Origin of the sequence: Pseudovibrio sp. M1P-2-3, assembly GCF_031501865.1 — a bacterium.
GTDB lineage: Bacteria > Pseudomonadota > Alphaproteobacteria > Rhizobiales > Stappiaceae > Pseudovibrio > Pseudovibrio corallicola.
This window is the reverse complement of sequence record NZ_JARRCW010000001.1, coordinates 4,612,310-4,631,003: the sequence shown is the minus strand read 5'-3', so window position 1 is coordinate 4,631,003 and position 18,694 is coordinate 4,612,310. Positions and strand designations below refer to the sequence as shown.

At 50.7% G+C, this 18,694-nt stretch carries 14 protein-coding genes; 6 read left to right on the top strand and 8 right to left on the bottom strand.

The features are described from left to right. The first annotated feature begins 188 nt into the window (after positions 1-188). Positions 189-1,146, top strand: a protein-coding gene (locus tag P6574_RS20465; protein ID WP_310622050.1) for an IS630 family transposase whose coding sequence is annotated in 2 segments (ribosomal slippage) — positions 189-530 and positions 532-1,146 — 957 coding nt in all. Because the reading frame shifts where the segments join, the coding sequence is not laid out codon by codon here. Positions 1,147-1,498: 352 nt separating this feature from the next. Here the strand turns inward: P6574_RS20465 and P6574_RS20460 are convergent. Next, the gene (locus P6574_RS20460) at positions 1,499-5,299 is read right to left on the bottom strand and encodes an autotransporter domain-containing protein (RefSeq protein WP_310622049.1); all 3,801 of its coding nucleotides are present in this window, start codon (positions 5,297-5,299) and stop codon (positions 1,499-1,501) included. A gap of 418 nt (positions 5,300-5,717) precedes the next feature. Here P6574_RS20460 and P6574_RS20455 point away from each other — a divergent pair, with 418 nt between their 5' ends. After that, on the top strand, positions 5,718-5,954 hold the full coding sequence (locus P6574_RS20455) for a hypothetical protein (protein WP_310622048.1): 237 nt from the start codon (positions 5,718-5,720) through the stop codon (positions 5,952-5,954). On the opposite strand, the gene pap is transcribed toward P6574_RS20455, so the two are convergent. Beyond that, positions 5,951-7,477, bottom strand: a complete 1,527-nt coding sequence (pap, locus tag P6574_RS20450) for a polyphosphate:AMP phosphotransferase (RefSeq protein ID WP_310622047.1) — start codon at positions 7,475-7,477, stop codon at positions 5,951-5,953. The genes P6574_RS20455 and pap overlap by 4 nt on opposite strands. A 233-nt stretch (positions 7,478-7,710) precedes the next feature. Between pap and P6574_RS20445 the strand changes: the two genes are divergently transcribed. Continuing rightward, a complete protein-coding gene (locus P6574_RS20445) occupies positions 7,711-9,717 on the top strand; it encodes a bifunctional DedA family/phosphatase PAP2 family protein (RefSeq protein ID WP_310622046.1) in 2,007 nt (668 codons plus the stop codon). Positions 9,718-9,840: 123 nt separating this feature from the next. Here the strand turns inward: P6574_RS20445 and P6574_RS20440 are convergent, their stop codons facing one another. Further along, positions 9,841-10,158, bottom strand: coding sequence for an ArsR/SmtB family transcription factor (locus tag P6574_RS20440; RefSeq protein WP_310622045.1), 318 nt, complete (start codon positions 10,156-10,158; stop codon positions 9,841-9,843). A 300-nt stretch (positions 10,159-10,458) separates the two neighbouring features. Here P6574_RS20440 and P6574_RS20435 point away from each other — a divergent pair, with 300 nt between their 5' ends. From P6574_RS20435 to P6574_RS20425, 3 genes are all read left to right on the top strand, one after another. Further along, the gene (locus tag P6574_RS20435) at positions 10,459-11,895 is read left to right on the top strand and encodes a DEAD/DEAH box helicase (protein WP_310622044.1); all 1,437 of its coding nucleotides are present in this window, start codon (positions 10,459-10,461) and stop codon (positions 11,893-11,895) included. Between the two features lie 227 nt (positions 11,896-12,122). Beyond that, positions 12,123-12,605 carry an MmcB family DNA repair protein gene (locus P6574_RS20430; protein ID WP_310622043.1) on the top strand — a complete coding sequence of 161 codons (483 nt, stop codon included), beginning with the start codon at positions 12,123-12,125 and terminating at the stop codon, positions 12,603-12,605. A 132-nt stretch (positions 12,606-12,737) separates the two neighbouring features. After that, complete coding sequence (locus tag P6574_RS20425) at positions 12,738-14,381, top strand: GMC family oxidoreductase (RefSeq protein ID WP_310622042.1); 1,644 nt, start codon at positions 12,738-12,740, stop codon at positions 14,379-14,381. A gap of 147 nt (positions 14,382-14,528) precedes the next feature. Here P6574_RS20425 and P6574_RS20420 read toward each other — a convergent pair whose 3' ends face one another. The 5 genes from P6574_RS20420 to coaBC form a co-directional block, all read right to left on the bottom strand. Then, the gene (locus tag P6574_RS20420; protein WP_310622041.1) at positions 14,529-14,921 is read right to left on the bottom strand and encodes a hypothetical protein; all 393 of its coding nucleotides are present in this window, start codon (positions 14,919-14,921) and stop codon (positions 14,529-14,531) included. Between the two features lie 194 nt (positions 14,922-15,115). Then, positions 15,116-15,973 (bottom strand): hypothetical protein, encoded by an 858-nt coding sequence (locus P6574_RS20415; RefSeq protein ID WP_310622040.1) that lies wholly within the window; start codon positions 15,971-15,973, stop codon positions 15,116-15,118. A 177-nt stretch (positions 15,974-16,150) separates the two neighbouring features. After that, entirely contained in the window at positions 16,151-16,510 is a 360-nt protein-coding gene (locus P6574_RS20410) for a phosphopantothenoylcysteine decarboxylase domain-containing protein (RefSeq protein WP_310622039.1), read from the bottom strand. A gap of 138 nt (positions 16,511-16,648) precedes the next feature. Then, complete coding sequence (locus tag P6574_RS20405; protein WP_310622038.1) at positions 16,649-17,158, bottom strand: hypothetical protein; 510 nt, start codon at positions 17,156-17,158, stop codon at positions 16,649-16,651. A gap of 298 nt (positions 17,159-17,456) precedes the next feature. After that, positions 17,457-18,659 (bottom strand): bifunctional phosphopantothenoylcysteine decarboxylase/phosphopantothenate--cysteine ligase CoaBC, encoded by a 1,203-nt coding sequence (gene coaBC / locus P6574_RS20400; protein WP_310622037.1) that lies wholly within the window; start codon positions 18,657-18,659, stop codon positions 17,457-17,459. Between the last annotated feature and the right edge of the window lie 35 nt (positions 18,660-18,694).

Below are 18,694 nucleotides of genomic sequence, written 5' to 3'. Positions count from 1 at the left end.
TCATCTTATAAGGAGGGGCGGCGATAAACGAGCGTCAATGGGCCACCGCCTGTTCCACCGGATACAGCGCCTGAGAGGTAATGATGGAGGTGGCAATCATCACCCCTAAAGCGGCGAGTCATTACCCTGAATCTTCAAGGATTCCCTTATTGATGGGCTGTGATTCACTGAGGTGAGGAGGACTTCTCATGTTAGCACCACTTTCGATTGATCTGCGCATGCGTTTCGGCAAACTCATTCATGCCGGTATGAGTGGGCGGGAAGCTGCTCGGCAGCTGTTGATTTCGCCAGCGACCGCCTCGCGGTTTGCTCGCAAGGTGCGCACTGGGTGCAGTCTTGCGCCTGCCCGGACCGGACGCCCCGTTGGGACCGGCAAGCTGGCCCCCTATCACGATTTCCTGCACGAACTTGTCCAGCAGGATCCCGACATAACGCTGTGTGAACTGCGCGATGCCCTGTTTATGGCCGAGGGCGTGCGTGTGCATCATACCAGCATTTCCAAAGCACTGCGCCGCCTCGGCTTCACATATAAAAAAATCGCTGACCGCCAGCGAACAAGACAAACCCCATGTGCGCAAGGCGCGAGATGAGTGGCTTGAAGTACGCCAACCTGTCATGCAGCATATGCCAGAACAAATTGTATTTATTGATGAAACCTGCGTCAAAACCAACCTGACCCGGCTATGTGCACGCGCTGCGAAGGGCGAACGGGCTTATGATAAAGCTCCGTTCGGGCGCTGGCAAAGCCAGACCTTTATCGCCGGGCTCACCCAAGACAGTCTGATTGCTCCCTGGGTGATTGAAGGGCCAATGGATGGCAATGCGTTCACCACTTACATCAAAACTCAGCTCGCACCCCAGTTGCCACCGCGTACTGTTGTTATTCTGGATAACCTGTCCACCCACAAAGTTGCAGAGGCAGCCAACGCGCTCAAACGACATCAGTGCTGGTTTTTGTTCCTTCCTCCATACTCACCTGATCTCAATCCCATTGAGATGGCATTCTCGAAGCTCAAAAGTCATTTACGACGCATGGGTGCGCGAACGTTTGATGCGTTGATAGACGCTCTGGGCCAGGTCTGTAACCTCTTCACACCCCAAGAATGCTGGAACTACTTCAAGGCAGCCGGATATGTTGCAGACTAAAGGCACACCGCTTTAGGGTGGTTGCCTGCGGATTGCCAGCCAGGCGGCGCGATCCCGGCATGATGTTGGGCCTCATTTTTGAGTGGTGTCGTGGGACATGCGCATGGCCCGCATCACTTCCGCATTACGGCGGCTGCCTTGCAGGAACGCCCGCCGCTGCCCGGAAAGACCGGCCAATTCTTGGGCAGGTTTGCCCGCAAAGTGGTCATTCAGACCTATTGGAAACGAAACTCAACACGGAGCCATCGCCAAGCACCAAGAATGCGCGAGATTAATGGCAGCACTTGTATAATGCCCAGTGCCCACACAAATCCGATGTACCCCTTTGTTTGTTACGGGCTCAGCAAAGTCTCTAAAACCGAATCCTGATTGCCCCATTGAGGCCATTGTCGGTGGTGTTCTCACTGAACAGGCCGTCATAGGCGAGGCTGGCGCGGATGTTGTCGGTGAGCTCAAGGGAGAGCCCTGCTGCCACCAGAGCGGTGTCACGTGAAAGGGAAATCCCCTTCACGGTGGAGACATAGTCCTGACTTTGCAAAATACTATGGCTCTTGGCGGTATTATTGCCAAACAAGTGTTGCCAGGAGGCGCCAAGATTGAGGGCAGCCGTATAACCAGATATCTGAAATTCCTTGTGGACTCTGCCGCCAAGGTTGGAAAAATAGACTGTTTCTGTGTCAGGAGATACAAGAAGTTGCGCCTCCTCGCCGTTTTCCTGAAACGAGGTGGCAGTCTGCGCTACAAAGGCACCGCCGACAAAGGGTGTCAGCTTGGCGAGAGGCGTTTCGAAACTGTGAGATACCTGTCCGAACAGCTGGAAGGTGCTGGTGGTGTAATTGCCATCAGGATCATCATAAAAGTCTCCATAGGCAACGGTACGCTCCGCATCCACAAAGGCGAGTGAGTAAGCTGCGCCCAATTGCAACTCCGCCCAATCAGCCTGCAGCTTCCCATAGGAACCAAGGTGGAGAGAGTTGGTATTGGCTGACGAGTTGCGCCGGCTCACATCATAGCTGGCGTAGCTGTAGCCGGCCAGCAGCCCTACGCGGAGGCGCTCGGCGACCTGCCCATCGACACCGGAAAAGAAGCCGCCGGTGTTGCGCGAGAACGCGGCTGCGTTGCTGGAGCCGTCCCATTCGGCCCACGACCCAAAGCCTTGCGCCCAGCTGTAGCGCCCCTCATCGGTAGCCTCCTGCGCCCAGACCGCATCCCTTAAGAAGCGACTGTCCTCCAGCATCACACTGGTGATCGAGGCGTAAACGTCCCCGCCCAGCAGGTCCAGCGCCTGCCGGGTGTCGGCGGGGTCCAGAAACATCATTCCGGAGTAGACCGGCGAATAGGTGGCGATCAGCTCCCCCACACTGGCCCCGGCCTCGGCAGCAGCCAGCTGCTCATCCAAGGATTGCAATCGCAGCGCGTCCACCGCTTTGGCCACTTGATACTGATTGGCTGTCTGCGCCACACTGGCCACCGAGGCTTGGGTGTTGGCGACAGTCAAGGTGAGGACGGTACTGGTCTGGCTCAGGGCCGGGACGAGGTAGCTGGGATAGTTGCCATTGGTAACCGTGCTTATGGTTGCAGGCAGGGCTCCGGCCTGCAGAATGTCATAGCTTGTGGTCTTGGCATAGGGCTGGCTTTGATTGGCAAACAGCACCACGCTGGAGCTGTCAGAGAAGTTGGCGGTGCCGCCCACGCTGATAAAATCACTGCCGCCAGTACCAATGATGTGGACATTGTAGACCGCGCCGCCGTCGCTGTCCCCTAAAGTCATATCACCGGTAATAGTGAGCTTGCCTCTGGTGTTAAAATCATCCCCCGGTGCCACTTGTGAACCAGCAGCAAAACTCGCTGTGCCAATGGTTCCACTCCCCCCCAGATAGCCGCCATTGCTAACCTGAAAAACACCGCTGGCGGTGCCATTTGCAAACAGCCACACCCCGCCATCCCCGCTGTTTGGCTTAATTGTGGTTATAACATTCTTCCCCCAGTTACCAGTCACTTGCGTATTGCCGGCCTCCACGCTGATCGTCCCGGCTCCGGTAATATCAGGGCTAAAAACAAAGGCCTCATCCGTGGGCGCCGTATGGTTGAAGATAATTTTCCCGTTTGCATTACTGCCAAAGCTGATTTTATCGGCCAATAAAGTTCCAGAAGCTGCTGCTGAACTCCCTGATGAAGCGCCAAAATTCAAGATGCCATTGGAACCGGTATTTTCGGAAATTGTAATAGTGCCGTTTGTTTGATTGAGAACTCCAGAGTTCGACAGCGTAACACTGGCATCTCCATTTCTTCCAATGACTACAGAATTGGACAGCGTAAGCTCGGTATCTTCACCGCTAATAGCAAGAGTTCCTTGCGACCCGGAGTGCTCCCCAACAGTTAAGTTATTTGCAGAAACGGATGTTCCACCGCTTATGTTAAACGTACCGGCAGCATTTTGCCCGATGATTATATTTTGAGAAGCCAAGCTGACTTCTTCGGAGTTAATCTCCAATGTGGCATCAAGAGTGCCTGTCTGGTCAACAACTGTATTTCCATTCGTGATGATTGCATCAATAACAAGTGTTCCCCCATTCACTTGAAAATTCATCGAATTATCATAGTCCTTGGAAATATATGTCGTTCCTGCCAGACTTTGTAATATGGGCGTGTGGGAGGTATCTATTTCATAGTCGAAGAGAAAAAAATCACTTGTATGGTTAAATCTGATGACCGACTTACCTTCTTTCACCTGAAAGACTGTGTCATCTGCAAGCTGTACCGGTGCCAGCGGCTTATCAATATCGGCTCCTCCAAAGACAAACCTCCCATTGGAACCACTCGAACCACCTATTATGATTGGCCCATCAGTGGTCAGGGAAGCACTTTCACTGATCGCAAAAGTCCCTTTCCCATTGTCGCCAATTTGTAAAGTTGATACTGTGAGCTCTGACCCAGAGCCCGAGAGAATAAACGTGCCGTCCCCATTAGAATTGATACCCATTTGGATTTCATTTATGGTCGCCGTCGCGCCGTCTTCAACTGTAATGGACGCCGTACCTCCCTGAGCTAGCTTAATCGTATCAGCGGTCAGGGATGAACCCGTTCCTGAAACATTTATAAGGCTTCCTCCTCCTGATTCGTGTCTACTCATAGTAATGGACTGGGCATTGACCGCTCCGCCACCTGATATTCTAAGCGAGCCGCCCCCTTGGGGTGCTAGATGGGTTGTGCCGGTAACTGTGAGAAGTGAGTTTTCGCCTGAGACAGCGATAACGCCATTTGTATCCACATCATTTACATTACCTAGTGAAAGGTCTACGGAGGTGAAGGAGGCTCCACCTTTAATATTAAGCGTCCCCGTGTTTGCTGCTCCCACTGTCGTCGTTCCTGCAACATTAACCGATGAGGCTACTCCGTCAGAATCACTTCCTGAGATTGTGGCAATAGAGCTCTTTTGAATATCTAAATCTGAATCGACAGTCAGTTTGGCACCTCCTTCAACATTCAGTTGACTACTTAAGACTGCCCCCCCAATAGTAATATCCTCTAAAGCCAAGCCTGTAGTGCCACTTTCCTGAAATGTGACAGTAGAGCTACCCGTCACCATAATGTCCCCCCCAAAAGTTGCGGTAGCTCCCTGCTGCACAGCTAAAGACGAAGAATTTGTAGCCTGATCTGTTCCTATCTGTGTAGTTCCAGTAACAGACAGAGAAGAGTTACTACCTTCAACTAAAACAGTCCCTTCTCCGCTACTTTCTCCAGCAAGTGTCAAATTTTTTGTCGTGAAATCTCCATTTTTACTTACAGTAAGACTTCCGGTTGAAGCCAGCCCAATATTAGAGGTATTCGAGACTGACAACCCAGATCCTGTACCACTTATAGATACAGTTCCACTTGAACCAGTTTCGCTTGCCGCCGTGAAGTTTTTTGAAATGGCAACTCCTGCACTCTCAATGTTGAGTGTTCCGGTTCCAACCTCGCCCACTTCAAATTCATTATTTGAGGTTACAGAGACGCCGGACCCACTAATATTCAACGTAGCCTCACCAGAGTCCGATGCAATATACACGTTGTCCCAAGTTTGTGCCCCAGAGGCATTTTCATCTATGTCATTAACGTAGAGGTCTTCAGCACCAACCTTAAAAACTAAGCAATTAATCAGTACAAGCATTACTATTTTTATGAAAAAATAACATTGATACTTCATGTAAATACCTATATATTTAGATATGAATAGTATTCAATGTATTATATTATTATCTATAGTTAATTAATTATAAAATATATCATAGTATATATAGAATATATTTAATATTTTCATCATACGCCAACAACTTACTCCTTCCATTTCTACAAATGAAAGAAACGGGGGGTGCCTAGCAGAAGAGGCTCGGGAATTTAAGACAAGTGATATAAGCGCAATTTTCACCTGAAAATGGCATTATGCCAAGAACAGAAGAATGACATGGCAAAACATCTCCAATGCAAATACAGCCGGGCCTTTAGAATGCGTTCCGTTTGATTGGGTTCAATCAAACGACAAGAATTCGCTCAAAATAAATAAGTTAGAGTGCACAGCGTGAATGTGAATGAACGCGACGTGCTTGTCTTATGCTTTTTCTGTGCCTTCAGTAATTATGGCGGTTGCAGGGTTCAAGCAGTTGATAAACTGGCTCAAGGGCACCCCGATTACCCGGATTATTTTTGAACCCGCCGGCCCTTACCACAGTGCTTTTGAGTTGGCGTTGTCGGGTCAGTATCCGCTATGCAAAGTGAATCCATGGCAAGCACGCAGGTTTTCACAGGCCAGCCCAAAGCCAGCCTAGCCGCCCATTTCCTTCTCCAGTGATTCACAAACAGTCTTGAGGACCTGAACACGGGCGTATCTCTTGTTCTCCGAGGAAACCAGTGTCCAAGGGGCTGCTTTGGTCGAGGTTCTGTCCACCATGTCCCCAGCGGCCACGGCATACTGATCCCACTTTAACCGGTTGCGCCAGTCTTCCTCGGTTATCTTATAGGTCTTGTAGGCAGTTTCCTCCCGCGCTTTAAACCTATTCAGCTGCTCCTCCTCAGAGATAGAAAGCCAGAACTTGCAAAGAATGATGCCAGATTTGGTGAGGTCTGCTTCAAAAAAGTTAATCTCGTTATAGGCTCGCAACCAGTCGGCCTCGCTGCAAAAGCCCTCAATCCGCTCCACCAGAACCCGCTCATACCAGGAACGGTCAAAAACAGCCGTATTCCCCCGCTTGGGTACTTTGGTCCAGAAACGCCATAGGTATGGGTGAAGCCTCTCCTCCTCTGAAGGGGCGGCAATGGGGTAGACCTTATAAAAGCGCGGATCGAGTGTTCGCGTCAGGCGGCGAATTGCCCCCCCTTTTCCAGCGGCATCATTGCCTTGGAAGAGGCAGATAAGAGCACGTTTTTTAAAATGCTTATGGTCTGTCAGCTCCGCAATCCGGCTTTGCCAGTGTTCCAGCTCTTTCTTGTACTCTCCCTTCTTCAAGGTTGCCGTGAGATCGATTGAGTCCACAGCAGAAGAAGAATGTTTACCACTAACAATGGCGGGCGCGGAGGTTTGCGTGGGTTTGCCAAATTCAAGCCTCTTGTTCATGGCTTGCTCAATGGTCTCCGCCATGGACAGATCCCGATAATAGGGATCCTGCGAGGGCACAACGAGCCAGGGCGCATACCCCGTACTGGTATGGAGTGCAGCCTTTTCTCCAGCTAACTGGGCTTCCCTGTAGTTTTCAATACTCGCCCACTCTTGAAGAAAGTGCCGCTTCCCAACCTGCTTTCTCTTGATTGCAATCAAGCGCTTTTCCTGCACCTTCTCCGGCAGGGTAAACCAGAATTTAAGCAGCAATACATTCTCGTGGGTCAGCATGCGCTCAAAGCGGTTAATGACGGAAAGTTCGCGCTCCAGCATGTCATCAGTGAAATTGCCTTTAACCGCCTCTCCAAGGGGATGCTGATACCATGAGCCAAAAACAACAGAGGTTTGCCCGCGCGCTGGAAGGTCTCTCCAGTATCGCCACATGGGTGGGCGTAGTTTTTCCTCTTCCGTTGGCTTTTCCGCGTATGCATTGCAAAACAGGTAGCGGGTATCCATCCACTCATAAAGGCGCGAGATCGCATCTCCCTTGCCAGATCCGTCTAGACCCGACATGACAATCACAGTTGCAAACTGCTTTTCTTCCTTCACGCGGTGCTGGGCTTTGAGAAGCTTTTCGCGCACTTCAGGCAGGCGCTCGTCAAATTCATCTTTACTAAGTGTGTGTAAGATATTGGCAGACTGGAACATGAGCACTCCTCTAACCAAGCCAGCGGCGACACCGGTAAGACGCAGCAAAAAAGAGAATCTCCTGCTGCACCTTTCACTTTAGCGCCCAGAGAGTTAAAAACACTATTCGACCATCTGGGTAGTTCCATTGGAAGCCCGATTTTATAAAAGGAATTGTAGAGAAAATCGTTTACTGCCATGTTCTAGGCATGAAACATGGTTATTGCGCACCAACTATATTGAACACAAAGCACTGTAATACTAAGTAGCAAAACACTTCCTTTAAGGTCTGAGACTCCTTCGTGAACACTGATTTCATAACAAACTACCTTGAGCAGCTGGTTGGTTATATCGGCGCCAATCCAGCATTGGCCGGCGTTATATGCTTTGCCGTTGCTATGGGAGAAGCCCTGTTTCTCATAGGCCTTTTCTTTCCCAGCACAGTCGTTCTTGTAGGGGCTGGCACCTTAATCGGCCTTGGCGAGCTCGACTTTACCGAGATCTTTCTATGGACAGTCGCGGGCGCAGTCGCCGGAGACGCTGTTTCCTATTGGGCCGGATATTTCATGAAAGACAAGCTACGAAGCCTGTGGCCCCTATCACGCTATACCTCTCTTGTGGACCAAGGAGAGCGCTACTTTGAAAAGCATGGCGGGAAAAGTGTCTTCATTGGCCGCTTTGTGCCCGGCGTAAAGTCGGTTGTGGCGGGGATTGCGGGCATGGCGCGCATGAATGTGTTCCGCTTTCAGGTCGTCAATGTGGCCTCCGCCATTTGCTGGACAGCCGCCCACCTGCTTCCCGGTGTTCTGGCGGGCTCTGCGCTGGGCGCTATCGGAGCCGTAAACACCCGCCTTGCAATTGTGCTTGGCGGCCTTCTTCTGGCTCTTCTTATTGCGTTTGCAGTCATTCGCTGGATGATCATGTTCATGATCCCGATTTTCAGCGGCACCCATCAGGCAATTGTCAACTGGTTTGCAAAACACCCGAACAGGGTTTCGCAGTGGATAGCCAAAACCTATGATCCGGCCAACCCACGGTCCGTTGGCATGCTGCTCTCGGCCATTGTGCTTTTATCCGCCTTCCCCGTTTTTGTTGCGATTTTAAAATCCATCGCTCCCGGCAGGACAATGGTTCGGGCCGATGAATCCATCAGCACTTTATTCTCCGTGGCCCGCACCCCAATGGTGGACCAGCTGATGACCGGCTTTACCATGATGGGAGATGCTTTTGTCACTGTAGCAGTTGCGGCGGTTGCCATCGCCTATTTGCTGCACAAGAAGGCATGGAGACGCGCAGCAGGGGTTCTGATTGCCGTTGGTAGCTCAGCTTTGTTTGTGACCATCACCAAGGCGATCCTCGAAAGAGAGCGTCCAATCGCACTTTATGAGGGTGCCAGCTCATTCTCGTTCCCCTCGGGGCATACAACAATCAACACGGTCTTGATGGGAGTTCTGGCCGTTCTCATTGCTCACGACAGGTCCGCACGTTCTAAAACCGTGATCTACACTCTCACGGCAGCCTACTCCATTTTAATGGGCTTTTCACGCATCTACCTGAATGCTCACTGGCTTTCGGATGTTCTGGCGGGTCTGATTTTTGGCGCAGGGATTACCGCCGCCTTCGCCTTTGTATTTGGCCATGTTCACAATGAAAAAGTGGGCCGCAACATACTGGCTTTCTTGGTAGTTGGCACCATACTGGCAGTCTCTTCAATCAATATGGCTTTCAACTTCCAACAGGCAATGAAATCCTACAAACCACCTCAGGAAACAGTTCGCTTCAGCTATGGACAATGGCGAGCACACGGCTGGCAAAAAGTTCCTGCACGGCGCATCGACCTGATTGGAGACTACGAAGAGGAGATCGCCCTGCAGTGGTCGGGAACACCGGAAGAACTGCAAGACCACTTGACTGAAAAAGGGTGGACGCCCGCACCTGACTGGAACCTGACATCCGCAGTTGGATACTTAATGGGAGAAACACCGGCTGCCGACTTACCACCAGTTCCGGCAATCAATTTCGGCTACCTTCCCATCCTGACAATGGTACACGAAACGGATGCCAATCACCGGCAGGTCTTCTGGTTGTGGCAGTCAAAATTCAAGCTCCAAATGCCTGATGACAGTTTGCGTCCGCTGTTTTTGGGAACAACGCTCAATGAAGAAACAGTGCGTTTGTTCAATGAAATTTCGGCTATTCGCAAAGTCAAAAACAGTCGGGCCGATCTGGAACCCTTTACAGGACTGTCCAACGCCGTTTTGAAAAAATACAGCGATGGCGGTTACATCATGCTGGCGGGCCCGAATTAGAGAGTATCGCCGAAAAGTGGATACCGTTTTTTGGTTAAAGATACACGCCTAAAAAAGAGAGTAAATCAGTGAGCTGTTTCAGCAAGACGTCTCACTGATTTAAAGGAAAGACAGGAGCAGTCTCTACAGTTGAGCCTGCTCCTCTTCATCCGCGCAATACAGCTCGTAGAGCGTCGATAATATGGCTTCCACTTCCTTGCTTGCCAACGAATAGTAGATGGTCTGTGCCTCTCTACGGGTCTTCACCAGTTCGCTGCTGCGCATTTTGGCAAGGTGCTGGCTCAGCGCTGACTGGCTAAGCCCTGAACTTTCAACAAGAGTACCAACGGACAATTCCCCCTTTACCAGCTGGCAAAGCACCAGCAAGCGTTTTGGATGAGCCATCGCTGTTAAAAGTTTTGCAGCCTTTTCGGCGTTCGGCTCCATTTGAGAAAGGTCCATCGCGTCCCCCTTGCTAATAAGTGGCGTTAATTTTGTCCTTTAGCCATCATAATTCAAGGGGGCTGAGCCACTCTGAGTGTTTTCCCTTGACTTTTAGCGGGGAAACCAACAGATGAATGGCCTCGGCTTCTTATGTAGCCTCATTTATTGACGTGAACCTAGAATGCAAAAAAGCACAGCCCCCGACTTCGCTCGGGCGCGTACTTTGCATCACCGGCCTTCGATTCAAGTATCCGACAGTATGACACAGGGTCTTTTGCGGGTTGATTTGCGGTGGCCAAACACTTGAAAGAGTACCCTTTGCAGAACTTCGAAAAACTGGGCCTAATCAAACCACTGTTGCAAGCCCTTTCCAACAGGGATTACACCGAACCAACCCCGATCCAGTCCCAGTCCATTCCCCCCGTTCTGGAAGGGAATGACCTGCTTGGCCTTGCGCAAACCGGCACCGGCAAAACCGCTGCATTTTCACTGCCCACTATTCAAAGACTACTGGACAGCAAATTCAGGGCCTCCCCGCGCGGTGTCCGCGCTCTTATCCTCGCGCCGACCCGCGAGCTGACCGACCAGATCTCCACCAGTTTCAAAGCCTATGCAGGCTCATTGCCTATGGCAATTTCCAGTGTGGTTGGCGGCGTTGCCATGGGCAAACAGATCCGTGATCTCCAGCGTGGTCTGGATGTTCTGGTGGCAACACCTGGCCGTCTCATGGACCTTCACCGTAGGGGCGCCATCCACTTTGACGATCTGGAGATTTTCATTCTGGACGAAGCCGACCAGATGCTGGATCTGGGCTTCATTCATACCTTGAAAGAGTTGGCAGAGCTTTTACCCAAAGAGCGCCAGACACTCCTTTTCTCTGCCACCATGCCAAAAGAAATCTCCGGACTTGCCCGCAAGTTCCTGCGTGATCCGGTAGAAGTGAAAGTGGCACCGGCTGCCACAACCGCCGAAAAGGTGGAACAGAAGATTGCTCACGTGGACGGAAGCCAGAAGAAGCCTCTTCTCTTGGAGCTTCTTAAAGATGAAAGCATCGAAAGTGTTCTTGTTTTCACCAGAACCCGTCACGGTGCCACCAAGCTTTCCAGAATAATCAATGCCGCAGGCTTGAAAGCAGAGGCCATTCACGGCGACCGCTCCCAGCAGCAACGCCAGAAAACGCTGGCCTCGTTTAAAAGCGGACGCCTTAAAATTCTGGTGGCAACCGATGTTGCAGCGCGCGGTATCGACATCAGTGGCATTTCCCATGTGATCAACTACGACATGCCCAATGTTGCCGAAAACTACGTTCACCGCATCGGACGTACGGCAAGAGCGGGCCGTGAAGGCATCGCCATCACCTTCTGCCTGCCGGAAGATCGGGGCATGCTCACAACGATTGAGCACCTGACCCGTCAAAAAATTGACGAGTTGGACGGTTACGGCTGGTTCATGTCCGACTCCGTCCCGCAAAAAGCACGCGGCGGGCGCGGTAAAGGTGCTGGCAAAGGCAAAAACAAGAACAAGGGCGCACCCAAGAAGAAGTCTGGTTCAGCGCAGGGCAAATCCACTCCGCCAAAACTGGTCGCCGCCAAAAGCAGAGGCCCTAAAAAGCCGTCCAAGCCTGCTTCCGCAAAGGGCGGCAAACCATCAGCTGCGGCAAAGCCTGCAAAACGCAGCGCAAAGCCTGCCCGCAAGCCAAATGCTGGCTCAAATCCCAGCGCAAACAGCGGATACTTGAAACGCCGCTCCTCTTAAACAATAGGACAAGGGGGTGGGCCATCCATCCCCTTAACGCCCCTCAGGTTTCCTTGTTTTCCAAAGCCTCCCCCTTGGCATTTGCTCGCCGCCTCGATAGCATAGCCAGTGGAGCACCTTTTTAACTTCAATATATTGTTTTCACGTGCCTATATCCCATAAACGGCATTTACTTTCCAAAGATCAGATCTCACCACTTTCTTTGAACAGTTTCATGGAACGAAAGCATGCATGACAAAGGGCAGACCAACATCATCCAGCTGGATGACCGTCTTCAAGATGGCAGGCAATCCCAGAACGCGTTGAAAATTCAGCGCGGAACGCAAAGACTACTTTCTGTTATGGGCTATTCCAGTGTGCCGGAAGTCACATTGCCCGGTGGCCGGCGCGCCGACCTGCTGGTGTTGGGGCCCAAAGGGCAAATCTGGATTATTGAGATTAAATCCTCCCTTACAGACTTCACCAGTGACAACAAGTGGGAAAGCTATAGAGAGTTTTGCGATCAATTTTACTTCGCCAGCCTGCCGGAAGTACCCTCTGAGGTCTTTCCAGAAGATACGGGCTTCATTCTTTCCGATGGCTATGATGCTGAAATCATTCGTGAAGCTCCGCAGCACAAGCTCAGTGCCCCACGCCGTAAAGCAATTACACTAGTTTTCGCCCACTCAGCAGCAAAGTCTTTGCACCGTCTTCGGGACCCAAAGATTTAATGCTTTAAGCATAAATAAATAAACCAATAAAGACTCTATTCATCCCCCCAATTAATCGTTAGAGTAAACCACTAATACAGTTTAAAACTATAAATACATAATCACGCAAAGATCGATGAAGTTCTGGGGAGGATGCTTACTTTGCAATTCGATTACGTAATTATTGGCGGGGGATCAGCCGGTTCGGTTTTAGCGTCCCGCCTCTCAGAAAATCCCGAGGTCGAGGTCTGTTTGCTTGAAGCTGGGGGGGCCGGTAAATCTGTGATTGTGCGCGCTCCCATGGGAATAGTTGCACAAGTACCGGGGAAACCACTCAAAATAAACAACTGGGCCTTTTACACGGAAGCTCAGGAGTTCATGAACGGTCGGCATATGTACCAGCCACGCGGCAAGGCGCTTGGGGGGTCGAGCGCTATCAACGCCATGGAGTACATACGCGGACAGCGGGAAGACTATGACCATTGGCGGGATCTGGGCTGTGAAGGCTGGGCCTATGAGGATGTCCTGCATTACTTCAAGAAGTCCGAGAACTTCCAGTTGGGGCCAGATTCTCTTCATGGAAGTCGTGGCCCGCTTCATGTGAGTAATCAGGTCACCCCTAGATCTATAAATGACCGCTATATTGAAGCTGCTGTCCAAAACGGCATTCCGCGAAATGACGACTTCAATGGAAGCTCCCAGACAGGTGCTGGATACTTCCACGTCACCCAGTTCCACGACCATAGGCGCGGTGAACGCTGCTCTGCGGCAGCAGCCTACCTGCACCCTGTGATGGATCGCCCGAACCTCACAGTTTATACCAATGCCCACACAACAAAGCTGCATATGGAAGGAACCAGCGTCAAAGGCGTCTCCTTTATTCATAGCGGCAAAACACTCACCGCCTTTGCCGGTCAGGAAACAATTTTGTGTGCAGGTGCCTTCAACTCACCACAGCTTCTCCAGTTATCAGGCATCGGAGATGAAAAAGAGCTTACAAAGCATGGCATCAAGGTGCAGCATAAACTGGAGGGCGTTGGCAAAAACCTTCAAGACCACCTTGATTACACATTGAACTATCGCACATCAGAAAAAGACCTGATTGGCGTTGGAATTATGCCCGGCATTAAACTGCTTGGGGAAGTAAACAAGTGGCGTAAAGACGGCAGCGGCATGATCGCCTCGCCAGCAGGAGAATCCGGTGCATTCTTCAGCTCTCAAGAAGGCGTTAGCCGCCCTGATCTGCAACACCACTTTGTCATAACCTTGATTGACAAGCATGGTCGCCGCCTGCACCGCGGGTATGGCTTTAGCTGTCACGTATGTGTATTGCGGCCAGAATCGCGTGGTGAAGTGGGCTTGAAATCAACCGATCCACTCGCACCACCGCGCATTGATCCACGTTACCTCAGCGATTCCAGAGATATGGATGTAATGGTAGCGGGGGTTGAAAAAACGCGGGATATTCTGGAGAGTAAACCCTTTGACGACATTCGCGGTGACTCGCTTTACCCCCTTGGTAAAACCAGAGCGGAAATCGAAGAGTCCATTCGTTCCAGATCCGAAACAATCTATCATCCCGTTGGAACCTGCAAAATGGGGAGTGATGACATGAGCGTGGTGGACACCAGCCTTAAAGTGCATGGGCTGGAAAACATCCGCGTGGTTGATGCCTCAATCATGCCAACCCTCGTTTCCGGTAATACCAATGCTCCCACAATCATGATTGCGGAAAAAGCAGCGGATATGATTTTGAATAATACTCCGGCCCAGCAACAGCAGGCGCAAGTGAGTTAACCTCCGCTCTCTAAACGTACACGGTGTTCCGGCCACTATGGAAGGATATGGGCACCGTGTACAAACCAAATCATTGGAATAGCGCAATCTCGAACTGCGTAAACCGGCAGATTGTATCATCATCTGCCGTTCTTAAGGGCAAGACTCCTAAATTGGACGATTGAAAATCACTTCTCGGATCACCTGCCAGCGCTCTTGTTCATAAATCAGGTCTATCGACAGTGTTAGGAACCACTTTTCACCATCCCTCATGATTTTTCGATTGAAAATTACGTGGGCGTTTTTGCCGTGCCTAGATATGCTTTCATAACGTATCCAATCGTTTGCCCCTTTCGGGTTCGTTTCAGCCATATGCACAAACGAGGCAATAAACGCTGCTTTATCAAGCAGCTCAACATGCCCCTCGCAATCAAGCATATGTACGCTTATTTCATCATGATACATCTTTTGAAGAGCCGGAACATCAGCCGCAATTCCGGCGCTGACCAGATCGTCAACGGCCGCTTTAACTTCCTGTTGTTCTGGGGTGTTGAATGCCATGTTGTGCCTCCAGATTTTAAAGCTGGTTACAAGCCGTTTAGGCGCCTGCCAGCATATCGCCCACTGCTTGTTCACCCCGTGAGGGGACGGCTTCTTACAGCGTATCTTCGAAAAGTAGATACCGATTTTCGAAAAAGATACGCGCACACAAAAAGTTAAAGCGGTGAAGCGTTTCTACTAAAGCACAAACTGATTTAAGGGCAAACCTGCGTGAATGTACCATGAAATTTAACGGGCTTCTTCATTCCACATCCAATGGGGTTAATGTCGACAGGCTCCTTTTCGTAGGCCCGCCAGAAATTATGGGGCGGATAGACAGTGCCGCCTGTAAATGCTTTTTCACTAAACACATCAATTACCTGTTTCCGAAACTCTTCAATTGATTTTGTAGGCAATGTGATCGCCTTAAACAGGTCAGTGCAGTAGTCCTTCAGTTTCGCATCTGGAGCTTTTTCAGAAACTTTATGCAGATCCTCCCAAAAGTGCTTCAGATTCTTGTAATCAAAATTATCCGCCGGCTTCTCATAGTGCTTTACCGGAGTTCCAAACCTGAAATCCTTGATACTTGAATTCCCGTTGCCAGCCAGTTTAATCGCGCTGTCATACCCCTCAAGAAACTCAATGCCCTGATATTTATTTTGCAAGGCAGTCAGAACACTGCTTCCACGACTCGGTTTCTTGGCAGAATAACAGGAAAACACCCGGATTTCTTTTGGGGTACTCTGGTGATAATAAGTGAATTTTTGCGAAAATGTCTCGGCTGACAGTCCGCCAATCCCCCCGTCGCAGCCGTGGGAAAGGATGGCAATTTTCTCATAGGCATCAAATTCACTTTTGGCGGAGAGCTTTCGTATATCCCCGCTGAATGTCATTATGAAAACAGCCTTTGTATCGAAGTGTTTTTCAGCCCACTGAGATCCCATAAATTGCGCCTCTGACTGGCACAGGTCCCCCGCAAGCAATATGGCATCCTGTTTTCCAGCAAATGCTTGTGATGTGAAGAGGAGGGAAATCAGAATACTCGGGAATTTTATAGTGCAAATACTGAACATTGAGGTACCACCCGTTCCTATTGGACCACTAGGAGACGCTTGATGGGTGTTTTTGTGACAAATACGGCAGGCAAAGCCGCGGCCAAAGTGTGACACGGCATTTCGGTCCCAAAAGCTAGCTGTGCTCCGCCCTATCCTATTCCATAGGATAGGGCGGAGCACAGCTAGCTTTATGCCTTAAACAGACTTGGCAATCCTCGAGATCAACTCATGGGCCACATCTTCTTTGGGCAGCTTGGGCAGGTTATCCACCCCTGCCTTTGTCACAATACGAACCGTATTGAAATCTCCGCCCATAACATTGTGCTCATGGCTGACATCATTGGCCACGATCCAGTCCGCCCGCTTTTTCTCTAGCTTTCTTTGTGCATTATGGATCAGGTCCTGCGTTTCAGCTGCAAAGCCCACAACCAGTTTGGGGCGCTTGGTGGAATGATGGCAATGAATTCTTATTTCAAATGGTGTCCGAAGATCCATGCCCAACGTGTGGCTGTAGAGCGAGCAACCACAAGCCTGCGTTCCGCTGCACTTGCTCATATACCCGTATCCAGAAGAATCACAAATCGCATGCGTGAATCTCATAAATATGGCTTCCCCAGTCGTACCGACCGTCCTAAACAACAGGCTAATTGAATCGGAAAAGAATCTGAAAGGGAATCCTATAATTCTAGAAACTTAAGCGTAGTGGCGGCCATCATATGGTGCCCAGCACCAATCTCTATTGGCATTGTAGGCCCTTTCAAGGGCAGCATGGCCATCATTCGATTGGCAGTCGAAGTAGCGTTTTGAGTTCTCGTTTCCACGAGCCATATTTTCATCACGGTGAGAAAAGAAGCGAATCGTAGTGTTGGGCCGAACTTGATTGACTAATTGAGGTACTACATACAGGCAACAGTTTTGGCCTCTTGTACAAGGCATCAAAGTACAATCAATCTCAATGCGAATTATACGTGCGCCTAGTCGTGCAATGGCTGCTGTGATCTGCGCGCTATTATCCCTCCAATAGAGCTGATCTGGGTGGTTCCCAGCGCCGCCTCCTGCTCCAACCGCCTTTATAGGAGCTAGACGAGTGGCACCATCTGCGGTGATTGCATGGGCGATAAATTGAATTTGCCCTTGGTTCCCCCACCACTGTGCTGTAGTTTCGTAGACCTCATTAATCTTGGGCCTGAACAATACTGGCATATATTCCCCCCCAGATTACCCCATACAGATAGCATCGATAGCTTATGGGGTATTTACAGAGATCTCAAGCTTATGGGCCTTATTACACCTGTCGTTTTTACCCTGTTTTATTAGGGGGACACGACTATAAATTGAGCCAGAACTGCGGCTGCGTAGCCCTACTTTTCCAGTTGTCTAGAGCGCATATATTCTACAGAATTACGCTGTAAGGAAGTCGCATGGCGTGTGTGACTATGAGAAAGCGCGGCTCACGTCCCACGCTTTCAAAAAACCGGTGAGAACAAAACACCGCTTATCGTTAAACAGACTTGGCAATTCGCGCAATCAATTCACGGGCGACACCATCTTTGGGAAGTTTAGGAAGATCCTCAATCCCTGCCCTTGTCACAATACGAACCGTGTTAAAATCCCCGCCCATCACATTGTGCTCATGGCTCACATCATTGGCCACGATCCAGTCCGCCCGCTTTTTCTCCAGCTTGCGCTGTGCGTTGTTGATCAGGTCCTGCGTTTCGGCTGCAAAGCCCACAACCAGTTTGGGGCGCTTGGTGGAATGATGGCCAACACCCGCGAGAATATCCGGATTTTCTACAAACTGAAAAGTAGGAAGGGCGCCGCTTCCGTCTTTCTTTATTTTCTCCGCCCCTTCACTGGCCACACGCCAGTCAGCAACGGCTGCCGCCATAATAGCAATGTCTGCAGGCAATGCCCCTTCAACAGCCGCCTTCATTTGCTCGGCTGTTTCCACGCGGATGGTGTTCACCCCGTCCACATCGGAAAGAGAAACAGGGCCGCTAACGAGCGTGACACGCGCGCCCGCTTCTGCCGCCGCCTTTGCCAAGGCAAAACCCTGTTTGCCAGAGGAGCGGTTTGCAATGTAGCGCACCGGATCCATTGGCTCATGGGTCGGTCCGGCAGTCACTACAACATGCTTGCCTTGAAGCGGAGCCTCTTTAGGCGCGAAGAAGGCTTCAACAGCTGCCACAATCTCCATTGGCTCGCTCATGCGGCCCACACCCGCCTCACCGCTTTCAGCCATTTCACCGGCATTCGGCCCGCTGGTCATAATGCCATCTGCATGTAGCATCGATAAGTTGCGCTGAGTCGCCGGATGCGCCCACATACGGGAGTTCATGGCTGGGGCAAGCAAAACCGGCTTATCGGTTGCCAGCAGAGCGCTGGAAGCCAGATCATCGGTCAAACCATGCGCCATCTTGGCCATAATGTTTGCCGTAGCAGGGGCAACCACAATCAAGTCCGCCTCTCGGGAAAGGCGAATGTGTCCCACATCGTGCTCGTCTTCCCGATCAAACAAATCGGTAAAAACTTTATCACCGCTAAGAGCGCCCACTGCCAAGGGGGTTATGAACTGGCAGGCTCCTTGTGTCATGACAGTTCGTACACCAGCGCCGCGCTCCTTTAATCTACGTATAAGATCAAGGGACTTATAGCAGGCAATACCACCCGTAATCACAAGAAGGATGCGCTTGTCTTCTAGCATTCGGCACTCCAGACCAGAATTTTTACAACCCGATA